Annotated in this window: 20 protein-coding genes and 1 pseudogene; 8 read left to right on the forward strand and 13 right to left on the reverse strand. The window is 73.3% G+C overall.

Going from position 1 to position 19,361, the window contains the following annotated elements; genetic code table 11:
• Window positions 1-312: 312 nt before the first annotated feature.
• From ACFXDE_RS27145 to ACFXDE_RS27155, 3 genes are all read right to left on the reverse strand, one after another.
• On the reverse strand, window positions 313-1,500 hold the full coding sequence (locus ACFXDE_RS27145; protein ID WP_380497309.1) for a helix-turn-helix domain-containing protein: 1,188 nt from the start codon (window positions 1,498-1,500) through the stop codon (window positions 313-315).
• A 352-nt stretch (window positions 1,501-1,852) separates the two neighbouring features.
• Complete coding sequence (locus ACFXDE_RS27150) at window positions 1,853-3,301, reverse strand: amino acid permease (RefSeq protein WP_380497310.1); 1,449 nt, start codon at window positions 3,299-3,301, stop codon at window positions 1,853-1,855.
• A 245-nt stretch (window positions 3,302-3,546) separates the two neighbouring features.
• Window positions 3,547-3,768 carry a hypothetical protein gene (locus ACFXDE_RS27155; protein ID WP_380497312.1) on the reverse strand — a complete coding sequence of 74 codons (222 nt, stop codon included), beginning with the start codon at window positions 3,766-3,768 and terminating at the stop codon, window positions 3,547-3,549.
• 98 nt (window positions 3,769-3,866) lie between these two features.
• Between ACFXDE_RS27155 and ACFXDE_RS27160 the strand changes: the two genes are divergently transcribed.
• Both ACFXDE_RS27160 and ACFXDE_RS27165 read left to right on the forward strand, forming a co-directional pair.
• Window positions 3,867-4,850 (forward strand): Ku protein, encoded by a 984-nt coding sequence (locus tag ACFXDE_RS27160; RefSeq protein ID WP_380497339.1) that lies wholly within the window; start codon window positions 3,867-3,869, stop codon window positions 4,848-4,850.
• Window positions 4,851-4,941: 91 nt separating this feature from the next.
• The gene (locus ACFXDE_RS27165; protein ID WP_380443203.1) at window positions 4,942-5,226 is read left to right on the forward strand and encodes a hypothetical protein; all 285 of its coding nucleotides are present in this window, start codon (window positions 4,942-4,944) and stop codon (window positions 5,224-5,226) included.
• 33 nt (window positions 5,227-5,259) lie between these two features.
• Here the strand turns inward: ACFXDE_RS27165 and ACFXDE_RS27170 are convergent, their stop codons facing one another.
• Window positions 5,260-6,648, reverse strand: a complete 1,389-nt coding sequence (locus tag ACFXDE_RS27170; protein ID WP_380443205.1) for an NADP-dependent succinic semialdehyde dehydrogenase — start codon at window positions 6,646-6,648, stop codon at window positions 5,260-5,262.
• A 145-nt stretch (window positions 6,649-6,793) separates the two neighbouring features.
• Window positions 6,794-7,075, reverse strand: a complete 282-nt coding sequence (locus ACFXDE_RS27175; RefSeq protein WP_380443207.1) for a DUF6158 family protein — start codon at window positions 7,073-7,075, stop codon at window positions 6,794-6,796.
• Window positions 7,076-7,271: 196 nt separating this feature from the next.
• Here ACFXDE_RS27175 and ACFXDE_RS27180 point away from each other — a divergent pair, with 196 nt between their 5' ends.
• Complete coding sequence (locus ACFXDE_RS27180) at window positions 7,272-8,270, forward strand: adenosine deaminase (RefSeq protein ID WP_380497313.1); 999 nt, start codon at window positions 7,272-7,274, stop codon at window positions 8,268-8,270.
• 61 nt (window positions 8,271-8,331) lie between these two features.
• On the opposite strand, the gene ACFXDE_RS27185 is transcribed toward ACFXDE_RS27180, so the two are convergent.
• The 4 genes from ACFXDE_RS27185 to ACFXDE_RS27200 all read right to left on the reverse strand — a co-directional run bounded on the left by ACFXDE_RS27185 (window position 8,332) and on the right by ACFXDE_RS27200 (window position 11,097).
• A complete protein-coding gene (locus ACFXDE_RS27185) occupies window positions 8,332-8,946 on the reverse strand; it encodes a vitamin K epoxide reductase family protein (protein ID WP_380497314.1) in 615 nt (204 codons plus the stop codon).
• A complete protein-coding gene (locus tag ACFXDE_RS27190; RefSeq protein ID WP_380497315.1) occupies window positions 8,943-9,734 on the reverse strand; it encodes a DsbA family protein in 792 nt (263 codons plus the stop codon). The genes ACFXDE_RS27185 and ACFXDE_RS27190 overlap by 4 nt, the downstream gene beginning before the upstream one ends.
• Before the next feature lie 128 nt (window positions 9,735-9,862).
• A complete protein-coding gene (locus tag ACFXDE_RS27195; RefSeq protein ID WP_380497316.1) occupies window positions 9,863-10,525 on the reverse strand; it encodes a hypothetical protein in 663 nt (220 codons plus the stop codon).
• A 128-nt stretch (window positions 10,526-10,653) separates the two neighbouring features.
• Window positions 10,654-11,097 carry an SRPBCC family protein gene (locus ACFXDE_RS27200; protein WP_380443217.1) on the reverse strand — a complete coding sequence of 148 codons (444 nt, stop codon included), beginning with the start codon at window positions 11,095-11,097 and terminating at the stop codon, window positions 10,654-10,656.
• Between the two features lie 148 nt (window positions 11,098-11,245).
• Between ACFXDE_RS27200 and ACFXDE_RS27205 the strand changes: the two genes are divergently transcribed.
• Window positions 11,246-12,115 carry an Fpg/Nei family DNA glycosylase gene (locus ACFXDE_RS27205; protein WP_380497317.1) on the forward strand — a complete coding sequence of 290 codons (870 nt, stop codon included), beginning with the start codon at window positions 11,246-11,248 and terminating at the stop codon, window positions 12,113-12,115.
• A 77-nt stretch (window positions 12,116-12,192) separates the two neighbouring features.
• Here ACFXDE_RS27205 and ACFXDE_RS27210 read toward each other — a convergent pair whose 3' ends face one another.
• The gene (locus ACFXDE_RS27210) at window positions 12,193-13,053 is read right to left on the reverse strand and encodes an SAM-dependent methyltransferase (protein ID WP_380497318.1); all 861 of its coding nucleotides are present in this window, start codon (window positions 13,051-13,053) and stop codon (window positions 12,193-12,195) included.
• A 346-nt stretch (window positions 13,054-13,399) separates the two neighbouring features.
• On the opposite strand from ACFXDE_RS27210, the gene ACFXDE_RS27215 reads away from it, so the two are divergent.
• The 4 genes from ACFXDE_RS27215 (at window position 13,400) to ACFXDE_RS27230 (ending at window position 17,381) form a co-directional block, all read left to right on the forward strand.
• On the forward strand, window positions 13,400-14,209 hold the full coding sequence (locus ACFXDE_RS27215) for a polysaccharide deacetylase family protein (RefSeq protein ID WP_380497319.1): 810 nt from the start codon (window positions 13,400-13,402) through the stop codon (window positions 14,207-14,209).
• A 163-nt stretch (window positions 14,210-14,372) separates the two neighbouring features.
• On the forward strand, window positions 14,373-14,696 hold the full coding sequence (locus ACFXDE_RS27220; protein ID WP_380497320.1) for a hypothetical protein: 324 nt from the start codon (window positions 14,373-14,375) through the stop codon (window positions 14,694-14,696).
• Window positions 14,697-14,827: 131 nt separating this feature from the next.
• Window positions 14,828-15,700, forward strand: a complete 873-nt coding sequence (locus ACFXDE_RS27225) for a sulfurtransferase (RefSeq protein WP_380443227.1) — start codon at window positions 14,828-14,830, stop codon at window positions 15,698-15,700.
• A 142-nt stretch (window positions 15,701-15,842) separates the two neighbouring features.
• Window positions 15,843-17,381, forward strand: a complete 1,539-nt coding sequence (locus ACFXDE_RS27230; RefSeq protein ID WP_380497322.1) for a M1 family metallopeptidase — start codon at window positions 15,843-15,845, stop codon at window positions 17,379-17,381.
• A 2-nt stretch (window positions 17,382-17,383) separates the two neighbouring features.
• Here ACFXDE_RS27230 and ACFXDE_RS27235 read toward each other — a convergent pair whose 3' ends face one another.
• From ACFXDE_RS27235 to ACFXDE_RS27245, 3 genes and pseudogenes are all read right to left on the reverse strand, one after another.
• Window positions 17,384-18,223, reverse strand: coding sequence for an aminoglycoside N(3)-acetyltransferase (locus ACFXDE_RS27235; protein ID WP_380497323.1), 840 nt, complete (start codon window positions 18,221-18,223; stop codon window positions 17,384-17,386).
• A gap of 59 nt (window positions 18,224-18,282) precedes the next feature.
• A complete protein-coding gene (locus ACFXDE_RS27240; protein ID WP_380497340.1) occupies window positions 18,283-18,756 on the reverse strand; it encodes a GNAT family N-acetyltransferase in 474 nt (157 codons plus the stop codon).
• Window positions 18,757-18,767: 11 nt separating this feature from the next.
• Window positions 18,768-19,361 (reverse strand): annotated as a pseudogene (locus tag ACFXDE_RS27245) (hypothetical protein); the annotation flags it as partial.

Below are 19,361 nucleotides of genomic sequence, written 5' to 3' on the forward strand. Positions count from 1 at the left end.
GAAGGGGAGGGAGCGGGCCAAGAGGGCGTGTGGGCCCGGCGGTCTGCCGGGGTGGTGAGGGCGTGGGTCTGGTGTGGCGGGCTGGTTGGGGCGGGCGGGCCTCGATGGGTCGCGTGAGGTGGGTGGGCCCGCCGTGGTGCGACTGCTCGGGGCGTCGGGCTCCCGACTGTGGCACGGCCCGTTGGGGTGGGTGGTCCCCGAGTGGGGCGTGCGGGCGTGGTGGTCTGCCGGGGCGGTGAGGGCGTGGGTCTGGTGGGGCGCGGCCCGTTGGCGGGGGTGGTCCCCGAGCGGGGCGAGGGCGGGCACCCCGGTTCAGGGGGTCGGGACGCGCGACAGCAGGCTGCGGGCCTGTCGGGCCTCGTGGGCGGTGCGGCCCGTCGGGGTGGGCGGCAGGTGGGCGAGGAGGGCGGTCGCGGCCTCCGGCTCGCCCGCGTGGGCGTGGGCGGTGGCCAGGCGGGCCGTGACGAGGGCGTGGTCGTGGGGGTGGGTGGAGGGCGGCAGCTGGGTGAGCGCGGTGCTCAGGTGGGCCGCGGCGCTGCGGGCGTGGGACGGGCGGCCGAGGCTCGCGGCGAGGTCGCGGTGGCACGTGCCGTGGGCGACGGTCAGGACGAGGTGGGCGCGCGCGAGCCACGGGCTCGGTTCGCCCGCGCGCAGGGCCGCCGCGGTCAGCCGTTCGGCGTCGGCGAGGGCGCGCAGGGCGTCGGGGGCGGCACCGGCGCGGCCGTACGCGTGGGCCTCGGCGAGGGCGGCCCAGGCCTGGACGCCGGGCCGGGCGGGTAGGAGGAGTGCGGCGGAGCGGGCGGCGCCGGCGAGGGCCAGGGCGGTCGTGGGGTCGCCGTTCCACCAGTGCACCGAGCTCTGCCGGGCGAGCAGGTCGGCGACGGCGGCCCGGTCGTCGGCGGCGCGGGCCCACGCGAGCCCGCGCCCGTACCAGGCGAGGGCGCGGGTGGGGCGGTCGCCGTCGAAGTGGGCCCAGCCGGCGAGCTCGGCGTAGCGGGCGGCGAGGGAGAGGACGCGGGCGTCCGGCCGCCAGCCGGCCAGGATGCGGGCGTGGTGTTCGAGGACGGCGGTGAGGTCCTCGCCGCCGATGTGGCCGAGGGCGGCGCGGTAGACGGCCAGCAGGCCGCTCTGGACGTCGAGGGCGGCCGCGTCGGGCCGGACGGCGCCGGCGGCCCCGGGCGCGCCGAGCGGGCCGAGTGCGCCGAGGTGTTCGCGTTCCTGCCGCACGGGCTGCCAGAGCTCGGTGAGTTCGCCGCCGGTGCCGAGCAGTGCGTCGGCGCGGACGGCGAGTCCGGGCGGCGGCCAGCGGCGGGCGTTCTCGATCCGGCTGATGAGGGAGTCGTCGTAGCCGAGCCGGCGGCCGAGTTCGGCCTGGCTGAGGCCGTGGACCTCGCGCCAGTGCCGCAGCCGGTGGCCGAAGCGCAGCCGGGCGGAGATGGGGATGGGGGTAGGGATGGCGGCGGAGGAGGGAGCAGGCGAGGGAACGTGGGGGAGCGGCACGGGGCCTCCCGGTGACGGTGGGGGTGCGCTCCGAGGGGGAAGCGCCATGCCGGGGTATCCCCATTGACGTAGACCCGTCAAACGAGTCGCCGCTCAAGCCGCCGTTCAACGCCGCCGTTCAAGCCGCCGTTCAAGGCCGCCGCTCAAGCCGCCGTTCAACGCCGCCGTTCAAGCCGCCGTTCAAGGCCGCCGTTCAAGGCCGCCGCTCAAGCCGCCGTTCAACGCCGCCGTTCAAGCCGCCGTTCAAGGCCGCCGCTCAAGCGCGGGGCGGAGCCCCGGGAACGCGGACCGGGCCCGGGAGCCTCCGCAACGGCTCCCGGGCCCGGCGTTCCTCACGCGCGGGGCGGACGGCTCAGGAATCCGCCGCCACCGCGGCCCGCCGCCGACGGCCCACCACGGCCGAGGCCGCGAGCACGATCGCCGCGGCGACCAGCGACAGGTACATCTGCTTGCGCCCGTCGGAGTCGGTGAACATGTACGCCATCACGAACCCGATCATGCCGATCGCGGTCCAGGTCAGGTACGGGTACAGCCACATCCGCACGGTCAGCCGCTCGGGCATCTCGCGCTCGATGATCTTGCGCATCCGCAGCTGGGTGCCGCAGATCACCAGCCACACGAAGAGCGCGACCGCGCCGGAGGAGTTCAGCAGGAACGCGAACACCGTGTCGGGGGAGGTGTAGTTGAAGAAGACGGCGATGAAGCCGAACACCACCGAGGCCAGGATCGCGACCCGCGGCACGCCGCGCTTGGTGACGGTCGCGAACGCCTTGGGCGCGTCGCCGCGCCGGCCGAGCGAGAAGGCCATCCGGGAGGCCGTGTACATCCCGGAGTTGAGGCAGGACAGGACGGCCGTCAGCACGATCACGTCCATCACCTGGCCGGCGTGCGGGATGCCCACGTGGTTCAGCACCGCGACGTACGGGCTGGCCTTGACCTCGGCGGAGTCCCAGGGCAGCAGGGTGACGACGAGCAGGATCGAGCCCAGGTAGAAGACGCCGATGCGCCAGATCACGCTGTTGGTGGCCTTGGTGACGGCCTTCTCCGGGTCCTCGGACTCGCCGGCGGCGAGCGTGACGATCTCGCTGCCCATGAACGCGAACACGACGGTGAGCATGCCGGTGAACACCGCGCCGACGCCGTGCGGCAGGAAGCCGCCGTGGCCGGTGAGGTTGCTGGTGCCGACCGAGTGGGTGCCGGGCAGCAGGCCGAACACGGCGAGGATGCCGATCACCAGGAACGCGGCGATCGCGACGACCTTGATCCCGGCGAACCAGAACTCGAACTCGCCGTAGGACGACACCGAGGCGAGATTGGTGGCGGTGAGCACCGCCATCACGATCAGCGCGAACGCCCACTGCGGCACGCCGGGCATCCAGTGGTTGAGGATCTTCGCGCCGGCGGTCGCCTCGACCGCGAGCACCACGACCCAGAAGAACCAGTACAGCCAGCCGATGCTGAACCCGGCCCAGCGGCCGAGCGCGCGGTCCGCGTACGCCGAGAACGAGCCGCTCTGCGGGTCGGCCGCGGCCATCTCTCCGAGCATCCGCATCACCAGCACGACCAGCAGGCCGGCCAGCGCGTAGGAGAGCAGGATGCCGGGGCCGGTGGCCGCGATGCCCGCGCCGGAGCCGACGAACAGGCCGGCGCCGATCACGCCGCCGATGGCGATCATCGACAGGTGGCGGTTCTTGAGCCCGGCCTTCAGGTGGCCGTCGCCGCCGTGCCCGCCGTGCCCGTCCGGTCCCGCCTGGTGGGGGACCTTCGCCGTCGTCGCCGGCTTGGTGGTGTCCGCACTCATCAAGGGTGCCCTTTTGCCTTTCCCGCGCGGTGTGACCCTCGGCTCGTCTCGCCGGAGGGTTTGTGGGGACAGACCCGCGCATTGCGGTGCAACCTAACTTCTACGCCCGAGTATCGGAACAAGGCCTCGATAACTGTTCGGTAAGCGGACGAGAAAGCGCAGGTCAGAGGGGGTGCAAAGGTGACGTGGAAGCCTCAAATCTGACGCAGCGTCAGATCGCGTGAGAGCGTTCCGGGATGGGAGGTCTATGCCTCTCGCAGTTCCAGGACGACGATCCGGCGCGCGTCCGCCGGCCGTCCGGTGAGGCGGGCCGCGAGGATCCGGGGGATGTCGCTCTCCTGCGCGTGGCCGGGGAGCAGGGCCACCTCCGCCCGTCGCACCCCGGGCTCTCCGCGGACGGCGTACGCCACCCGGTACGTCGTCCGCTCCGGCGGTGGCGTGCAGTGCTCCCGCCCGTCGACAGTCATCGGCACCCGCCTCCTCCGGGCCATTGTCGACCCGGTGTGGCCGAACGGGGCAAATCCGGGCAGAGTGGGATTCTCCGGAAGGGGTGGCCCTCATGCCCATGCAGACCACCTGGAAGGGGACGATCAGCTTCGGGCTGGTCAGCATCCCCGTTCACCTGTACTCGGCGACGCAGGAGCACGACGTCGCACTGCACCAGGTGCACGCCAAGGACGGCGGACGGGTGCGGATGAAGCGGTACTGCGAGCGGGAGGAGAAGGAGGTCCCGTACGCGGAGATCGCCAAGGGCTACGAGTCGCCCGACGGCCGGACCGTCACCCTCACCGACGAGGACCTGGCCGACCTCCCGCTGCCCAGCAAGAAGATCATCGACGTGCTGGCCTTCGTCGATGCCACCGAGATCGACCCGCTGATGTTCTCCAAGGCCTACTACGTCGGCGTCGCCGATAAGGGCGCCGCCAAGCCGTACGCCCTGCTGCGCGACGCGCTCGTCGAGTCCGGCCAGATCGCCGTCACCAAGATCGCGCTGCGCACCCGGGAGTCGCCCGCGGTGCTGCGCGTGCACGACGGCACCCTCGTGCTGCAGACCTGCATCTGGCCCGACGAGGTGCGCCCGGCGGCCGGGATCGCGCCGGAGGAGGACGTCAAGGTGCGGCCGCAGGAGCTGAAGATGGCCCGGTCGCTGATGGAGACGCTCTCCGAGGACTTCGACCTCTCCCAGCTCCACGACGACTACCAACTGGCCCTGCAGCAGGTCGTCCAGGCCCGCCTGGAGGGCGTCGAGATCCCGCACGAGGAGGAGCCCGGCGAGGCGCCCGACAACGTGATCGACCTGATGGAGGCGCTGCGCAGCAGCCTCAAGCAGGCCAAGGTCGCGCACGGCGGCGACGGGCCCGCGGGGGAGGGGCCCGCGCCGCCGCGCAAGCGGGCCGCCCCGGCGAAGAAGACGGCGTCCGCGCAACCGGAGGCCGCCGCGACGAAGACCACCGCCCGCAAGACCACCGCCCGCAAGACGACGACCGGCGAGACGACGACCGGCAAGACGACCACCCGCAAGACCGCGGCCCCCCGCAAGGCCTCGTAGGCCGTGCGGGAAGGTCCGCGGACCAGGCAGTCCCCCTTTCCCGACTTCCCCCCTTTCCGAATTTCCCGACCGACGACGGGAGGCGATCCCCATGGACCTGCTGACCTACAAGGAACTCGACACCGGCCCCGACGCCCCGGCGGACCCGAGCTGGGGCCACCGGGCCTGGCACTGGCTGCTGAGCCTCAGCCCGACCGCCGTGACGATCATGGTCGCGCTCTCGATCGGCTTCTGCATGGTCGCGGTGCAGGTGTCCCAGGAGGTCGTGCTCGCCGTGCTGGCCGTCTTCTGGGGCCTGACCTTCATCGCGCTGGTGGGCGTGGTCGCCCGCTGGATGACGACGCCCGGCCGGGGCAGGCACCGGATGGCCGCCTGACCCCGGCCGCGCAGGCGCGGGATCCGGGCGGGCTCAGCCGATCCACACCGTGGTGACGTTGCAGAACTCCCGGATCCCGTGCCCGGACAGCTCCCGCCCGAACCCGGAGCGCTTGACGCCGCCGAACGGCAGCGCCGGGTGGGAGGCGGTCATGCCGTTGAAGAACACCCCGCCCGCCTGGATGTCGCGCACGAAGCGCTCCTGCTCCGCCGCGTCCGTCGTCCAGACGTTGGAACTCAGGCCGAACGGCGTGTCGTTGGCGAGGGCGACGGCCTCGTCGAGGTCGGCGACGCGGTAGACGGTGGCGACCGGCCCGAAGGTCTCCTCCAGGTGGATCCGCATGGCCGGGGTGATGCCGGTGAGCACCGTCGGCTCGTAGAAGTACCCGGTGTCCCAGCCTTCGGGGCGCCCGCCGCCGCACTCGACCCGGGCGCCGTGGGAGCGCGCGTCCTCGACGAGTTCCTCCAGGTCGTCCCGGCCCTGGCGGCTGGCGAGCGGGCCGACGTCGGTGGCCTCGTCCATCGGGTCGCCGACCCGCAGGGCGCGCATCGCCTCGCTGAAGCCGGCGGTGAAGGCGTCGTAGACGTCGGTGTGGACGATGAAGCGCTTCGCGGCGATGCAGGACTGGCCGTTGTTCTGCGCCCGGGCCCGGACGGCGGTGCGGACGGCCGCGTCGAGGTCGGCGGACGGCATCACCACGTACGGGTCGCTGCCGCCGAGTTCCAGCACGGCCTTCTTGACCTCGTCGGCCGCGGTGGCGGCGACCGCCCGCCCGGCCGGCTCGCTGCCGGTGAGGGTCACCGCGGCCACCCGGCGGTCCCGGATCACGCCCTCGACCGCGCCGGAGCCGATCAGCAGGGTCTGGAAGCAGCCCTCGGGGAAGCCGGCCCGGCGGAACAGCTCCTCCAGCGCGACGGCCGTGCGGGGCACGTTGGAGGCATGCTTGAGCAGGCCGACGTTGCCGGCCATCAGCGCGGGCGCGGCGAACCGGATCACCTGCCAGAACGGGAAGTTCCACGGCATGACGGCCAGCACGGCGCCGATCGGGCGGTAGCGGACGTAGGCGCGGGCGGCGCCCGAGTCGGCGACGTCGGCCGGGGCCGGGTGCTCGTCGGCGAGCAGCGCCTCGGCGTTGTCGGCGTACCAGCGCATCGCCTTCGCGCACTTGGCGGCCTCGGCCCTGGCCGCGGTGAGCGGCTTGCCCATCTCCTCGGTCATCGTGCGGGCGATCGCCTCCTGGTCCTGGTCGAGCAGGTCGGCGGCCCGGCGCAGCAGCGCGGCGCGGGAGGCGAAACCGGTGGTCCGGTAGCTGTGGAAGGCGGCCTCGGCGAGGGCCAGGCGCCGGTCGAGGCCGGCCGCGTCGAGGGGTTCGAAGGTCTGCAGGATCTCGCCGGTCGCGGGGTTGACGCTTGCGATGGGCATGCGGGGGGCTCCCAGGGTGTCGGGGAAGGGCCTGTGCCCAAACCTGCCCGACCGACCGTCCCCGGACACGCCACCGCCGCCCGGCGTGTCCTGCCGGGCGGTGGGCGGGGACGGCCGGGCGGTGCGTGGGGACGGCCGGCGCGGGCTACTCGGGCAGCGACTCGACCCGGGCGGCGGCCTCGCGCGCACGGGCCCCGGCCCGGGTGCGGCCGGCCGTCACCAGGCGGTTCGGGAAGCGGTGCAGGTACTCGGCCTCCAGCTGGCCGGTGCGCAGGGTGTGGCGCTTGAGCGCCTCCTCGGAGCCGTACAGGAACGTCTCGTGGCGTGTGCGGTGCAGCTGTTCCAGCTCGTGCAGCAGGATGTCGTTGCCCAGCGCGTGCGGGGAGACGCCCTCGGGCCTGAGCTGCGGGGCGGTGGCGTGCCGCATGTCCGTACCTCCTCGGCGAATGCCCCCCTTGTACCCGGTGCCCGGCTACCCGCTCCAGTACACGCGTTCGGGTGACGGGCGGCATCTCGGGGTGGGCGCCGCGCTGCGGGTCCGGGCAGGCTGTGATCATCGAGCCTCGACATGAGACGTAGGATGAATCCTTCGTTTCCACAGAAACCGCGCGGACGGATCGCTCATGCCCCTTCCCAAGGCCGAACTCCACCTGCACATCGAAGGCACGCTGGAGCCCGAGCTCGCGTTCGCCCTCGCGGACCGCAACGGCGTCGCGCTGCCGTACGCCGACACCGAGGAGCTCCGCGAGGCGTACTCGTTCAGCGATCTGCAGTCCTTCCTGGACCTGTACTACGCGCTGATGGCCGTGCTGCGCACGGAGGAGGACTTCGCGGACCTCGCCGATGCCTACCTCGCCCGCGCCGCGGAGCAGGGGGTCCGGCACGCGGAGATCTTCTTCGACCCGCAGGCGCACACCGCGCGCGGCGTGCCGATCGGCGTCGTCGTGGACGGGCTCACCCGGGCGCTCGGACGCAGTGTGGAGCGGTACGGCATCAGCACCCGGCTGATCATGTGCTTCCTGCGGGACGAGTCCGCCGACTCGGCGCTGGAGACCTTCGAGGCCGCGCGCCCGTACTTCGACCGGATCGCGGGGATCGGCCTCGACTCGGCCGAGGTCGGCAACCCGCCGGCCAAGTTCCGCGAGGTGTACCGGCGCGCGGCCGAGGCCGGGCTGCGCCGCGTCGCCCACGCCGGGGAGGAGGGGCCGGCCGGGTACGTCACGGAGGCGCTGGACGTGCTGGGCGTCGAGCGGATCGACCACGGGCTGCGCTGCCTGGAGGACGGCGAGCTGGTGGCCCGCCTGGTCCGCGAGCAGGTGCCGCTGACCCTGTGCCCGCTGTCCAACGTCCGCCTGCGGTGCGTCGACACACTCGCCGACCACCCGCTGCGGGAGATGCTGGACGCCGGGCTGCTGGTCACCGTCAACTCCGACGACCCGGCCTACTTCGGCGGCTACGTCGACGACAACTTCCGGGCCGTCCAGCAGGCCCTGGCGCTGGAGCCGGAGACCCTGCGGCTGCTCGCCGCGAACTCCTTCCGCGCGTCCTTCATCGACGACGACCGGAAGGCCGAACTCCTGGCCGAGGTGGCCGCGTTCACCTTCCCGCCGGTCGAGTTCTGACGGCCGGTCGCGCCTGCGCCACCTCGGGATAGTGGGGTCGAGGGGGCGCAGGCGCGGCAGGTCAGAGCAGGGTGCTCCAGTAGTACCAGAACCGGTTGAGCACCAGCAGCGCGATCACCGCGTACCAGAGCACCGGCACCACCCAGTGGTAGCGCGCCGCCTCCCGCACCACCGGCCGCAGCCCGCGCCCGACCGGGATGACGCCCGAGCGCAGGTTGTGCAGCGTCGTGTACCAGAACAGGGGGATCATGGCCGCCCACACCACCATGCAGTACGGGCAGAGCGCGCCGATCCGGTAGAGCGCCTGGTACATCAGCCAGGTCGCGAAGCCGATCCCGAACAGCGTCCCGGCCTGGAGGCCGAGCCAGAACCAGCGCCGGTACGCCGCCCCCGCGAGCAGGCCCGCGCCGATCGCCGCCACGACGGCGAAACCGGCCAGGCCGAGCAGCGAGTTGGGGAAGCCGAAGGCCTCGGCCTGCGCGCTGCGCATGATCGAGCCGCAGCTGATGATCGGGTTGATGTTGCAACTGGGGACGTACGACGGGTCCTTCAGCAGCCGGAGCTTGTCCAGCGTGAGGACCGCCGAGGCGAACAGGCCGACCGCGCCGCCGATCAGCAGCAGCCAGGCGAACGGCCGGCCCGCGCCGTACGTCCGCCCGGCGGGGGCGGCCGTCACCCGGTCACCTGCTTGACCATCGCGGTGAACTGCTCGGGGCTGACGGCCTTCCCGCCGGTGAGGACGTCCAGCTTCTTGCCGTCCAGCTTGACGGTCGGGGTGCCGGTGACGTCGCTCTTGTTGAACTCCTCGTTCACCTTGGCCGCCCACGGCGCGTAGGTGCCGTCCTGGACGGCCTTGACGAAGGCGTCGGTCTTCAGGCCCGGCACCTGGCCGGCCAGGTCGAGGATCTTGTTGGTGTCGCCGAAGCCGTCGGTGCGCTCGTCGGGCTGGTTCTTGTAGAGCACGTCGTGGAAGGCCTTGAACTTGTCCACGCCCTCGTTGAGCGCGGCGCCGGCGGCGGCCAGCGCGGTGCGCGAGCCCTTGCCGCCGAGGTTGTCGTCCAGGAACGTCGCCAGGTGGTACTCGATCTTGTACGTGCCGGCGTCGGCGAGCTGCTGGATCGCCGTTCCGGTGGTGGTCTCCAGCTGCTCGCAGAACGGGCAGCGGAAGTCCTCGTAGATCTCCAGGGTGTGCGGGGCGTCGGCCTTGCCGTAGGTGATCACGGTGCCGTTGGTGCCGCCGGCGTTGGCCGGGACGACCAGCGGGCCGCTCGCGGATCCGCCGGAGGAGCCGGAGGAGCCGTTCACGGCGAAGGCCACGCCGCCCACGATCGCGAGCAGGGCGACGGAGGCGGCGCCGACCACGACGCGGCGGCGGACCCGGTCCGCGCGCTCGGCCTGCTCGCGGGCGGCGCGCATGCGGTCGGTGGCGGAGGTCCTGGTGCTGCTCTTGCGGGAGTTGCTCATGGGGTGTCGTCCTGTGCTCTCGGGTGCTCGCGGGCCTGCGGAAGAGGGCGCGCGGGCGTGCGGAAGGGCGGGCGCGCGGGGATCCGGCGCGCGGTGAGAGGACCGGCCGCGACCGTGGGAGGGGTCGCTCAGCCGGCCGGGGCGAACACCGGCGGACCGCGCCGCACGGCGGGGCCGAGCACGACGTCCTCGGCCGGGACGCGGACCCGGCTGGCCCGCGGGAAGGGCACCCGGACCACCGGACGGGCCGGGACGGGCGCCGAGAGCAGCGGCACAAGACGGGCGGCGGCCGGCAGGTGGCGGTGCAGGAACTCGGCCGTCATCCGCGCCGAGCGCGCCAGGCCGGCCAGCGCGGCGTCCGCGCGGCGCAGCCAGAACGCGCCGGCCAGCGCGATCGCCGTGTGCAGCAGCAGGAGCAGCGCCAGCCCGGTGTGCGGGGAGACTCCGTGCCCGAGCAGGAGGCCGCCCAGGGACCCGCCGCCGCACAGCAGCGGCTCGAAGCCGCGGGTGGCGCCGGGCGGCAGCGACGGACAGCTCGCCTGGGCGTAGCCGAACAGCGCGCTCACGCCCAGCTCCAGCGGCAGGAACACTGCGGCGACCGCCGGGTAGCCGCGCTCGCGGCCGGCGAGCGCGAAGGCCACCGCGAAGACGGCGGCGGAGGCGACGGCCAGCGTGCCGGCGGGCAGCGGGCGACCGGTGACGAGCACCTGGCCGAGCCCGGCGAGCAGCACGACCAGCGCGGCGAAGACCGCTGCGCGGAGTGTCCTGGTGACAAGGCCGGAGTAGTGCATCGCACCCGAGTCTGCCACAGGTTGAAACCCGAACGGTCCGGCCGACGGCCCCCTGTGGGGAGCCTCACCATGGCCGCTGAGCTGGGCTTATACCGTCCTTACGCGATCGCGGGGGCGCGGCGCGGCGATCACCGGGCGGCGGCGACCCGCGCCTCGACCAGGTCCCGGAAGTGTTCGAGGTCGCCCCGCACGGCCCGCTCGATCGCCCCGGCCTGGGCGAAGCCGCGCGGCCCGCCGAAGGCCTCGTGGACGGCGTCCGGGTCGTACTCCACCCGGATCTGCAGGCGGGTGTGCCCCGCGTCGATGGGCAGCAGGGCGAACGCGCCGCGCAGCCGGACCCCGTCGAGCGTCCGCCACGCCATCACCCGGCCCCGGCCGCGGTCGGTGATCTCGGTCTCGACGTCCCGCTCGGAGCCCCCGATCGCCACCCCGAGGTGGGCGAGGTTCCGCCCGTGCGGGTAGGCGCTGCGCACGCCGTCGACGAACTGCGGGTAGTCGTGCACCCGGTGCAGCTGCTCCCAGGCGGCGAGGACGGGGGCGGCTATGTCGATCTGCTCCTCCAACATGGTCATGACTGGACCGGACCTCCTGCGGTTGGTCGCTCCGCCGGTTGATCGTGGAGTGTTTCCAGCCTGCGCTCCGGAGCGGCCGCGGGCAAAGGGCGCACGGGGGCGCACCCGCCGGGGCGCGGGGTGCGGGGCCGTGCGGGAGACTGGGCGCATGCCGGAGCTGCCCGAGGTCGAGGCGCTGTGCGCCTTCCTGCGCGAACGGCTGACCGGGCGGGTCGTCGCCCGGGTGCAGCCGGTGGCGATCAGCGCGCTGAAGACGTACGACCCGCCGGTCACCGCCCTGGAGGGGCTGGCGGTCGGGTCGGTCGCGCGGCACGGGAAGTTCCTGGACATCGAGGCCGGCGGCCTGCACCTCGTCATCCACCTGGCCCGCGCCGGGTGGCTGCGCTGGAAGGACGGCCTGCCCGCCGAACCGCTGCACCCGAGCCCGAAGAACCCGCTCGCGCTGCGGGTGCGCCTGGCCGGCGAGGCCGGGGACGGCTTCGACCTCACCGAGGCCGGGACGAAGAAGGGGCTCGCCGTCCACGTCGTCCGCGACCCGGCCGAGGTGCCCGGGGTGGCCCGGCTCGGCCCGGACCCGCTGGACCCGGGCTTCACCCCGGGGTCCTTCGCCGCGCTGCTGAGCGGCGAGCGGCGGCAGCTCAAGGGCGTCCTGCGGGACCAGACCGTGCTGGCGGGCGTGGGCAACGCCTATTCGGACGAGGTGCTGCACGCGGCCCGGATGTCGCCGTTCAAGCTGGCGTCGAGCCTGACCGACGAGGAGACGGCGCGGCTGTACGCGGCGCTCGGCGACACGCTGCGCGACGCGGTGGAGCGCTCGCGCGGGCTCGCGGCGGGGGAGCTGAAGGCGGAGAAGAAGCTGGGGATGCGGGTGCACGGCCGCACCGGGCAGCCGTGCCCGGTGTGCGGGGACACCGTGCGCGAGGTGTCGTTCGCGGACTCCTCGCTGCAGTATTGCCCGACCTGCCAGACCGGCGGGAAGCCGCTGGCGGACCGGCGGCTGTCCCGGCTGCTGAAGTGAGCTGACGTGAGTGGTGCGGCAGCCGGGACGCGGGTCGGCGCGGATGCGGATGCGGGTGCGGTGGCGGGTGCGCTCGCTCAGCGCTTGATCGCGACGCCGCCCCAGTAGTACGCGGCCCACGGGTTGGCCGGCGGCGGGCCGTCCGGGCGCCAGGCGAGGACGGGGGTGACGCCCGGCTCGACGAGGTCCCAGCCGTCGAAGAAGCGCACGACGTCGTCGCGGGTGCGCGGCACGAGGGTCATCCCGCCGGCCCGGGCGGCCTCGGTGACCTGGCCGACGGCCACCGGGTCGAAGTCCTGGGTGGGGGTGGTGAGCGCGAGGCAGCTGCCGGAGGGCAGGGCGTCGCGCAGCGCGGCGACCCGGCCCCACGGGTCGTCCTCGTCGGCGATCAGCATCAGCACGGCGATCATCAGCAGGCCGACCGGCCGGTCCAGGTCGAGGGTCGCGGTGAGCGCCGGGTCGGAGAGCAGTTCCTCGGGCTTGCGCAGGTCGGCGTGGATGTAGGTGGTGCGGCTGGCCGGGGTGGAGACCATCAGGGCGCGGGCGTGGGCGAGCACGATCGGGTCGTTGTCGACGTACACCACGCGGGTGCCGGGGCTGACCTCCTCGGCGATCTCGTGGGTGTTGGGCGAGGTCGGGATGCCGGTGCCGAGGTCGAGGAACTGGCGGATGCCGTGCTCGCGGGCGAGGTGGCGCACGGCCCGGCCCTGGAAGGCGCGGTTGGCCCTGGCCATCTCCTTGATGCTGGGCACGGCCTGCTCGATGGCCTCGGCCATGGCGCGGTCGGGCGGGAAGTTGGTCTTGCCGCCCAGCCAGTGGTCGTAGACGCGGGCCGAGTGGGGAGTGGTGGTGTCGACGCCGAAACGTTCCCACTGGCTCAGCTCGGCGGGCTCGTCCTCGTGCTGCTCCCGGTCCGGGAAGTCCTGACTTGTCGTCATGGCCACGTCCTCTGATGGCAGATCATCACACTGGAGGGGGCCAGCGTAGCGGGCCTGTGTGGAACCTGTGCGTCCGGTGGGGGAAGGCCGGTGCCCTTGGGCCGTCGGAGTGGTGATCAGGTCCGTCGGGGGTGCCGACCGGGAGCCGGGGTTCCGGGCGGGGGAAGCATCCACCATGCTGTCAGATCGTCTGATTACCTCTCGGATTACTACGAACCCTGGCCCCGGGTCCGGATCGGGCCGCCCGTCCCGCCGGCTGCTGCTCGTCGCGGCCGGAATGTCGCTGCTCGGGGCGGCGGGCTGTCAGAACCCCTTCGACGGTGCGGATCCGCCCCCGGCGCCACCCGTGCCGGACGCCGCCGAGGCGGGCGCGGTCGGGGCGGCGCCGATCGGGTCCCCCTCGCAGTGGGCCTCGCCCACGGCCTCGCCCACCGCGCCGCCGTCCGCGACCCCGTCGAGGGCTCCCTCGCCCACTGCGACGGGCTCGCCGAATGCACAGGCCACGCAGGCCGCGCAGCCCGTCCAGCCCGTCCAGCCCGTGCACAAGGTGCTCACCCAGGCGGAGAGCAAGCCGGTGTACGAGCTGGACCCGTCACGGAAGGTCGTGGCGCTCACCATCGACGACGGCCCGGACCCGCGGTACACGCCGGCCGTCCTCGACCTGCTCCAGAAGTACGGGATCCGGGCGACGTTCTTCCTGATCGGGGAGAACGCCGTCGAGCACCCGGCGCTGGTGCGGGAGATCGCGGACCGCGGCCACCACATCGCCAACCACACCTGGACCCACCCGGACCTGCGGCACATGTCCGATTCGAAGGTCAAGGACGAGCTGGAGCGCACCTCGGACCTGCTCCTGCGGACCACCGGCCGGCAGCCGACCTGGTTCCGCGCGCCCGGCGGGGACTGGTCGGACGCCTCGCTGCGGATCGCCGCCGACCTGGGGCTGCGGAACATGGCCTGGTCGGTGGACCCGCGGGACTGGGCCAGGCCGGGGACCTCGGCGATCATCGACACCATCCTCAAGGACGTCCGGCCCGGCTCGATCGTGCTCAACCACGACGGCGGCGGCGACCGGTCGCAGACGGTGGCGGCGATCAAGGCGTACCTGCCGGTGCTGGTCGACTCGGGGTACTTCTTCACGGCCCCGCCGAACTGAGCGCGAACGTTGGCGGCGGCCGGTGCGGCGGGTAGCGGTTTGCTTGCTTAAACCACTCGAAAAGGTGGATTGGAAGAACCGTTTCTGCGCTTTTTGGGCCCATAGGGTGATCTCGCACCAATTCACCAGGTACCGCCGGGTACCACCTGAAAGGCCCTCAATCATGCGTCTCCGCAACGCCGTACTGGCCTCCGCCAGTGCCCTCGCCCTCGTTCTCGCCGTTCCGACCTCCGCCGGCGCCGCCACCGGCGATTTCCTCTACAAGGTCGGCCCCGGGGTGCTGACCGGCCTGGCCGACCCGGAGAGCCGGGTGTGCATCGACCTTCCGGAACTCGGGAACGGCCCGGCCTTCGCGCCGGAGAACCTCACGAGCTCGACGGCCACGGTGTTCCTCGACGCCCACTGCGACGGGGACGTCTTCTACGTCATGAACCCGGGCAAGAAGCTCGGCGACAAGCTGAAGCTGCGCTCGGTCATCTTCTCCTGACCGGCGGCGACGGGTGAGGTGGCCGGGGCCGGGCGGTCGGCGTAGCGTCGAACTGTCCGGCCCGGTCGCCGGCGCCTCGTCGTGCCCCGTGGTCGGGCGCCGCAGCCTGGGCAGAACGAAGGAGGCCTGGGATGACCGGCAACGGCTACGCCCACCCCGAGGCGCTGGTCCGCACCGACTGGCTGGCCCACCACCTGGACGACGGTACGGTCCGGGTCGTCGAGGTGGACGAGGACACCAGCGCGTACGAGCGGGACCACATCCCCGGCGCGGTCGGCTGGAACTGGGCCACCGACCTGCACAGCAGCGTCGGCCGCGACTACGTCGACCGGGCGGGCGTCCAGTACCTGCTGCGTGCGGCCGGGGTGGAGGACGACACGACCGTCGTGCTGTACGGCGGCAACAACAACTGGTTCGCCGCGTACGCGTACTGGCTGCTGCGGCTGCGCGGGTTCGGGCCGGTGCGGCTGCTGGACGGCGGGCGGAAGAAGTGGGAGCTGGAGGGGCGCGAGCTCACCCACGAGGTCATGGACTACCAGCACACCTCGTACCGGCTGACCGGGCCCGAGCGGCCGGAGCTGCGCGCGCTGCGGGACGAAGTGCTGGGCAAGGCCGAGGTGTTCGCGAAGCCGGGCACGGACGCGGTGCTGGTGGACGTCCGCTCGCCGGCCGAGTTCCGGGGCGAGCTGATCGCGCCGCCGCACCTGCCGCAGGAGCAGGCGCAGGTGCCCGGTCACATCCCCGGCGCGCTGAACATCCCCTGGTCGCAGGCGGCCAACGACGACGGGTCGTTCCGCTCGGCGGAGGAGCTGCGGGCGCTGTACGGGGGCCGGGGCGTGGGGCCGGAGCGCGAGGTGATCGCCTACTGCCGGATCGGGGAGCGGTCCGCGCACACGTGGTTCGCCCTGACCGAACTGCTGGGGTACCCGCACGTCAAGAACTACGACGGCTCCTGGACGGAGTACGGCTCGCTGGTGCGGGCGCCGGTGGCACTCGGGGCGTGAGGGCGCCGAAATCCGGCGTTCGGCCGACTGCATCATTTCGGCTTGTTTCTTTGCATGAACATCTCATAATCCGGGAGTGGATCCGGGGCTGCCGGGACAAGGATCGATCCGACCCTTCGTCCCAGCGATCCTGGAGGACCCGTTGCGCAAGAGGCTGATCGTCTCCGCCGCGAGTGCCATGGCCCTGTTCCTCGCCGTCCCGGCGTCGGCCGCCGACTTCCAGCCGGGCGCCCCCGGCATCGGCGACCCCTACTACCCGACTTACGGCAACGGCGGCTATCACGTCTCCCACTACGACATCCGGCTGAAGTACCAGCCCGCCACCGACGAGCTGGAGGGCACCACCACCATCCTCGCCACCACCACCCAGGACCTCTCGCGGTTCAACCTGGACTTCGCGCTGAACGTCCAGGAGGTCCGGGTCAACGGGCGGGCGGCCACCTTCGCCACCAGCGGGGAGCAGGAGCTGGAGATCACGCCCGCCCGGCCGCTCGCCAAGGACAGCCAGGTCACCGTGGTCGTGCGCTACAAGGGCGTGCCGTCCACCGTGAAGCGCTACGGCTTCACCGCGTGGCAGCGCACCCCGGACGGCGGGGTCGCGGCCGGCGAGCCCGAGGCGGCGTGGTGGTGGTTCCCGAGCAACGACCACCCCAGCGACAAGGCCACCTTCGACGTCTCCGTCCAGGTGCCCGACGGCAACGAGGTGATCAGCAACGGCGTCCTCGTGAGCAAGAGGTCCCAGGCGGGCTGGACCCGCTTCTCCTGGCGCGAGAACAAGCCCCAGGCGACATATCTGGCCACCCTGGCGGTCGGCAAGTTCGATGTCACCCAGGACACCACGGCGAGCGGCATCCCCGTCTACAACGCGTACAGCAAGGACCTCGGCGAGAACGGCGACGCCGCGCGCGCCAGCGTCGAGCGCACCGGCGAGCTCGTCGACTGGCTCAGCGGCTACTTCGGCGAGTACCCGTTCAGCTCCGTCGGCGGCTACGTGCCCAACTCCAAGGCCGGCTACGCGCTGGAGAACCAGACCCGGGTGTTCTACGGCGCCAAGCAGTTCGCCCGCGGCTCCAACACCTCGGTGGTCGTGCACGAGCTGGCCCACCAGTGGTACGGCGACAGCGTCTCCGTCGCGCACTGGAGCGACATCTGGCTCAACGAGGGCTTCGCGTCGTACGCGCAGTACCTGTGGTCCGAGCACGAGGGCGAGGGCACCGCGCAGGAGCTCGCCGACTACGTCTACGCCTCGCACCCGGCCGGAGACAAGTTCTGGACCATCAAGCCGGGCGACCCGGGCGCGGACAACCAGTTCGACTCCGCCGTCTACGACCGCGGCGCGGTGGCGATCCAGGCGCTGCGCAACACCGTCGGCGACGACGCCTTCTTCCGGATCCTGAAGGGCTGGCCCACCGAGCACCGCTACGGCAACGCGAGCGTCAAGGACTTCCAGGCGTACGCGGAGACGATCTCCGGGCAGGACCTCGGGGAGCTCTTCACCACCTGGCTGTTCACCCCGTCGAAGCCGGCCGTCGGCCCGGCGCCGAAGGCCGGCGTGGACTCGCAGGCCTCGCTCGCCGCACGCTCGGACGCGGTGGGCACCGCCGACGAGCCGCAGGCCGTCGTCGAGCCGAAGTCCTGGCAGAAGATCCAGGACAGCCACGCACGCGGCGGCGAGCGCTGACCTCACTGCCGAACCGACCCCGCGCCGTCCGCCGCCAGCAGTTCACCGAGGCGGCGGACGGCGAAGGGTATGAGGCGCCGGACCGGGAGCAGGCGGCAGGGCGCGGTGCCGACCAGGGCCGGGCGGATGCCCGCCCGCTCCTCGAACTCCCGGCCCACGACCGGGAAGTGGGTGTCGTTGTCGTTGCCCACGTCGATCGTCTCGATCCAGACGCGCTCGCCCGCGACGGCCATCGGGAAGCGGCGCAGCTTGCGGCGCGGGGCAGGAGCCAGCGACTCGGCGTAGTGCAGGAAGGTGTTCCGGTTGTGGCCGACGCCGAGCAGCAGCACGTGCGCGTCCAGCTCGTGCAGCGCACCGAACGGGGACTCGCGGCCGACCGCGTCGCCGAGTGACTGCCGGGCGGTGATCCGCTCGGCCTGGGCTCCGACGGCGGCGACCGACGCCTGCGGGTGCGGGCTGCGCAGGCTCCCCGGGAGCGCGCGCAGCGCCTCCGCTATGGCGCCCATCGGCGACGGCATGGCGGGGTGGAACAGCGGGACCGCGGCCCGGCGTTCGGCGATCTCGGGCGTCGGGACGCCGGTGTGCTCCGGGTGCGGATCGAGGACGACGGACCCGGTGAAGGCCGGCACCACGACCGTTCCGGTGGGCCCGACGGCCGCGCGCAGGCTCGCGACGACGGCGTCGGCGCCGCCCTCGACCCGGCCGAGGCTGGAGAGCGACGAGTGCACCATGAGTGCCATGCCCTCGCGCACGCCCATCGAGCGCCAGGCCTCGGTGAGCCCGGCGGCGGTGAGCGGTGTGGCCGGCGGTGCGGTGCGCGGCGTGGAGTCGTGTGCGGTCATGGTGCCCCCGTTCGTCTGGTGGTTCGGGGCCGACCATAGCCCGGGGGTCTGACAATCGATCAGTTCACGGCGGGACTCCGGCGTTCGACGAGGACGACGTCGCGCCAGCGGCCGTTCAGGCGGCCGACGCGTTCGCGGGTGCCGACGGTGCGGAAGCCGGCGCGGTGGTGGAGGGCGAGGCTCGCGCCGTTCTCCGGGAAGATCCCGGCCTGGACGGTCCAGATGCCGGCGGCGTCGGTGGAGGCGAGCAGGGCCGTCAGCAGGGTGCGCCCGACGCCGCGCCCGTGGGCGGCGGGGGCGACGTAGACGGAGTGCTCGACGACGCCCGCGTAGGCGCTGCGGGCGGAGACGCGGGAGACGGCGGCCCAGCCGAGGAGGGTGCCGTCGTCGTCGAGGGCGACCAGGCGGTGCTCGGGCAGGCGGGAGGCGTCGAAGGCGGGCCAGCCGGGGGCGGCGGTCTCGAAGGTCGCGTCGCCGGTGTCGATGCTTGCCCGGTAGACGGCGAGGACGGCCTCGGCGTGCTCGGGGGTCATCGCGGTGATGTTCACCGGGCGTCCTCGTCGAGCGCTGCGAGGACGCGGGCCTCGTCCTCGGCGGTGAAGCCGTGGCCCAGCGGCGGTGCGCCGCGGTCGCGGTCCCAGGCGAGGACGTCGGCCACGGTGACCGCGAGCGGGGTGGTGGGCAGGCCGGCCGCGCGGGCGCGGGAGGCGTCGCGCTGCTGGCCGGGCCAGAGCCCCTCCTCGCGGACCAGCGGGAAGAACGGCGGCGGCGCCGTCTCCGGCGGCACCGGGACGACCTCGACCTCGGTGCCGGCGACCGCGGCGCAGGTGGCGATCACCCCGCCCAGCGTGACCGGTTCGGCCGGGCCGACGGCGTGGAACGCGCCGGGCCGCTCGTCCTGGACGAGCCGCAGCACGAAGCGGGCGAGGTCGCGCGAGTCGACCAGCTGGACGGGCTGCTCAGGCCGCCCGGGGAGCGCGATCCGGCCGCCGCGCGCCGCCCGACGCGCCCAGTAGGTGAGCCCGCGCTGGTCGTCGTGGGGGGGGGGGCGCGACCGCGGGGGGCCCGCGCGGGGCGGCGACCGCCGGCGCGGGGGGGCCGACCACGCACCCGACGGCCCCGGGCGCGGCGCCGGAGG

The organism is Kitasatospora sp. NPDC059408, from assembly GCF_042751525.1.
In the GTDB taxonomy this organism is placed as follows: Bacteria; Actinomycetota; Actinomycetes; order Streptomycetales; family Streptomycetaceae; genus Kitasatospora.

Bases quoted from the DNA above. Each gene is read 5' to 3' on its own strand.
- ACFXDE_RS27205 (WP_380497317.1), top strand. From the start codon at position 11,246: ATGCCGGAGCTGCCCGAGGTCGAGGCGCTGTGCGCCTTCCTGCGCGAA.
- ACFXDE_RS27160 (WP_380497339.1), top strand. From the start codon at position 3,867: ATGCAGACCACCTGGAAGGGGACGATCAGCTTCGGGCTGGTCAGCATC.
- ACFXDE_RS27240 (WP_380497340.1), bottom strand. From the start codon at position 18,756: ATGACCCCCGAGCACGCCGAGGCCGTCCTCGCCGTCTACCGGGCAAGC.
- ACFXDE_RS27190 (WP_380497315.1), bottom strand. From the start codon at position 9,734: ATGAGCAACTCCCGCAAGAGCAGCACCAGGACCTCCGCCACCGACCGC.
- ACFXDE_RS27165 (WP_380443203.1), top strand. From the start codon at position 4,942: ATGGACCTGCTGACCTACAAGGAACTCGACACCGGCCCCGACGCCCCG.
- ACFXDE_RS27170 (WP_380443205.1), bottom strand. From the start codon at position 6,648: ATGCCCATCGCAAGCGTCAACCCCGCGACCGGCGAGATCCTGCAGACC.
- ACFXDE_RS27200 (WP_380443217.1), bottom strand. From the start codon at position 11,097: ATGACCATGTTGGAGGAGCAGATCGACATAGCCGCCCCCGTCCTCGCC.
- ACFXDE_RS27150 (WP_380497310.1), bottom strand. From the start codon at position 3,301: ATGAGTGCGGACACCACCAAGCCGGCGACGACGGCGAAGGTCCCCCAC.
- ACFXDE_RS27235 (WP_380497323.1), bottom strand. From the start codon at position 18,223: ATGACCGCACACGACTCCACGCCGCGCACCGCACCGCCGGCCACACCG.
- ACFXDE_RS27225 (WP_380443227.1), top strand. From the start codon at position 14,828: ATGACCGGCAACGGCTACGCCCACCCCGAGGCGCTGGTCCGCACCGAC.
- ACFXDE_RS27210 (WP_380497318.1), bottom strand. From the start codon at position 13,053: ATGACGACAAGTCAGGACTTCCCGGACCGGGAGCAGCACGAGGACGAG.
- ACFXDE_RS27175 (WP_380443207.1), bottom strand. From the start codon at position 7,075: ATGCGGCACGCCACCGCCCCGCAGCTCAGGCCCGAGGGCGTCTCCCCG.
- ACFXDE_RS27195 (WP_380497316.1), bottom strand. From the start codon at position 10,525: ATGCACTACTCCGGCCTTGTCACCAGGACACTCCGCGCAGCGGTCTTC.
- ACFXDE_RS27155 (WP_380497312.1), bottom strand. From the start codon at position 3,768: ATGACTGTCGACGGGCGGGAGCACTGCACGCCACCGCCGGAGCGGACG.
- ACFXDE_RS27220 (WP_380497320.1), top strand. From the start codon at position 14,373: ATGCGTCTCCGCAACGCCGTACTGGCCTCCGCCAGTGCCCTCGCCCTC.
- ACFXDE_RS27180 (WP_380497313.1), top strand. From the start codon at position 7,272: ATGCCCCTTCCCAAGGCCGAACTCCACCTGCACATCGAAGGCACGCTG.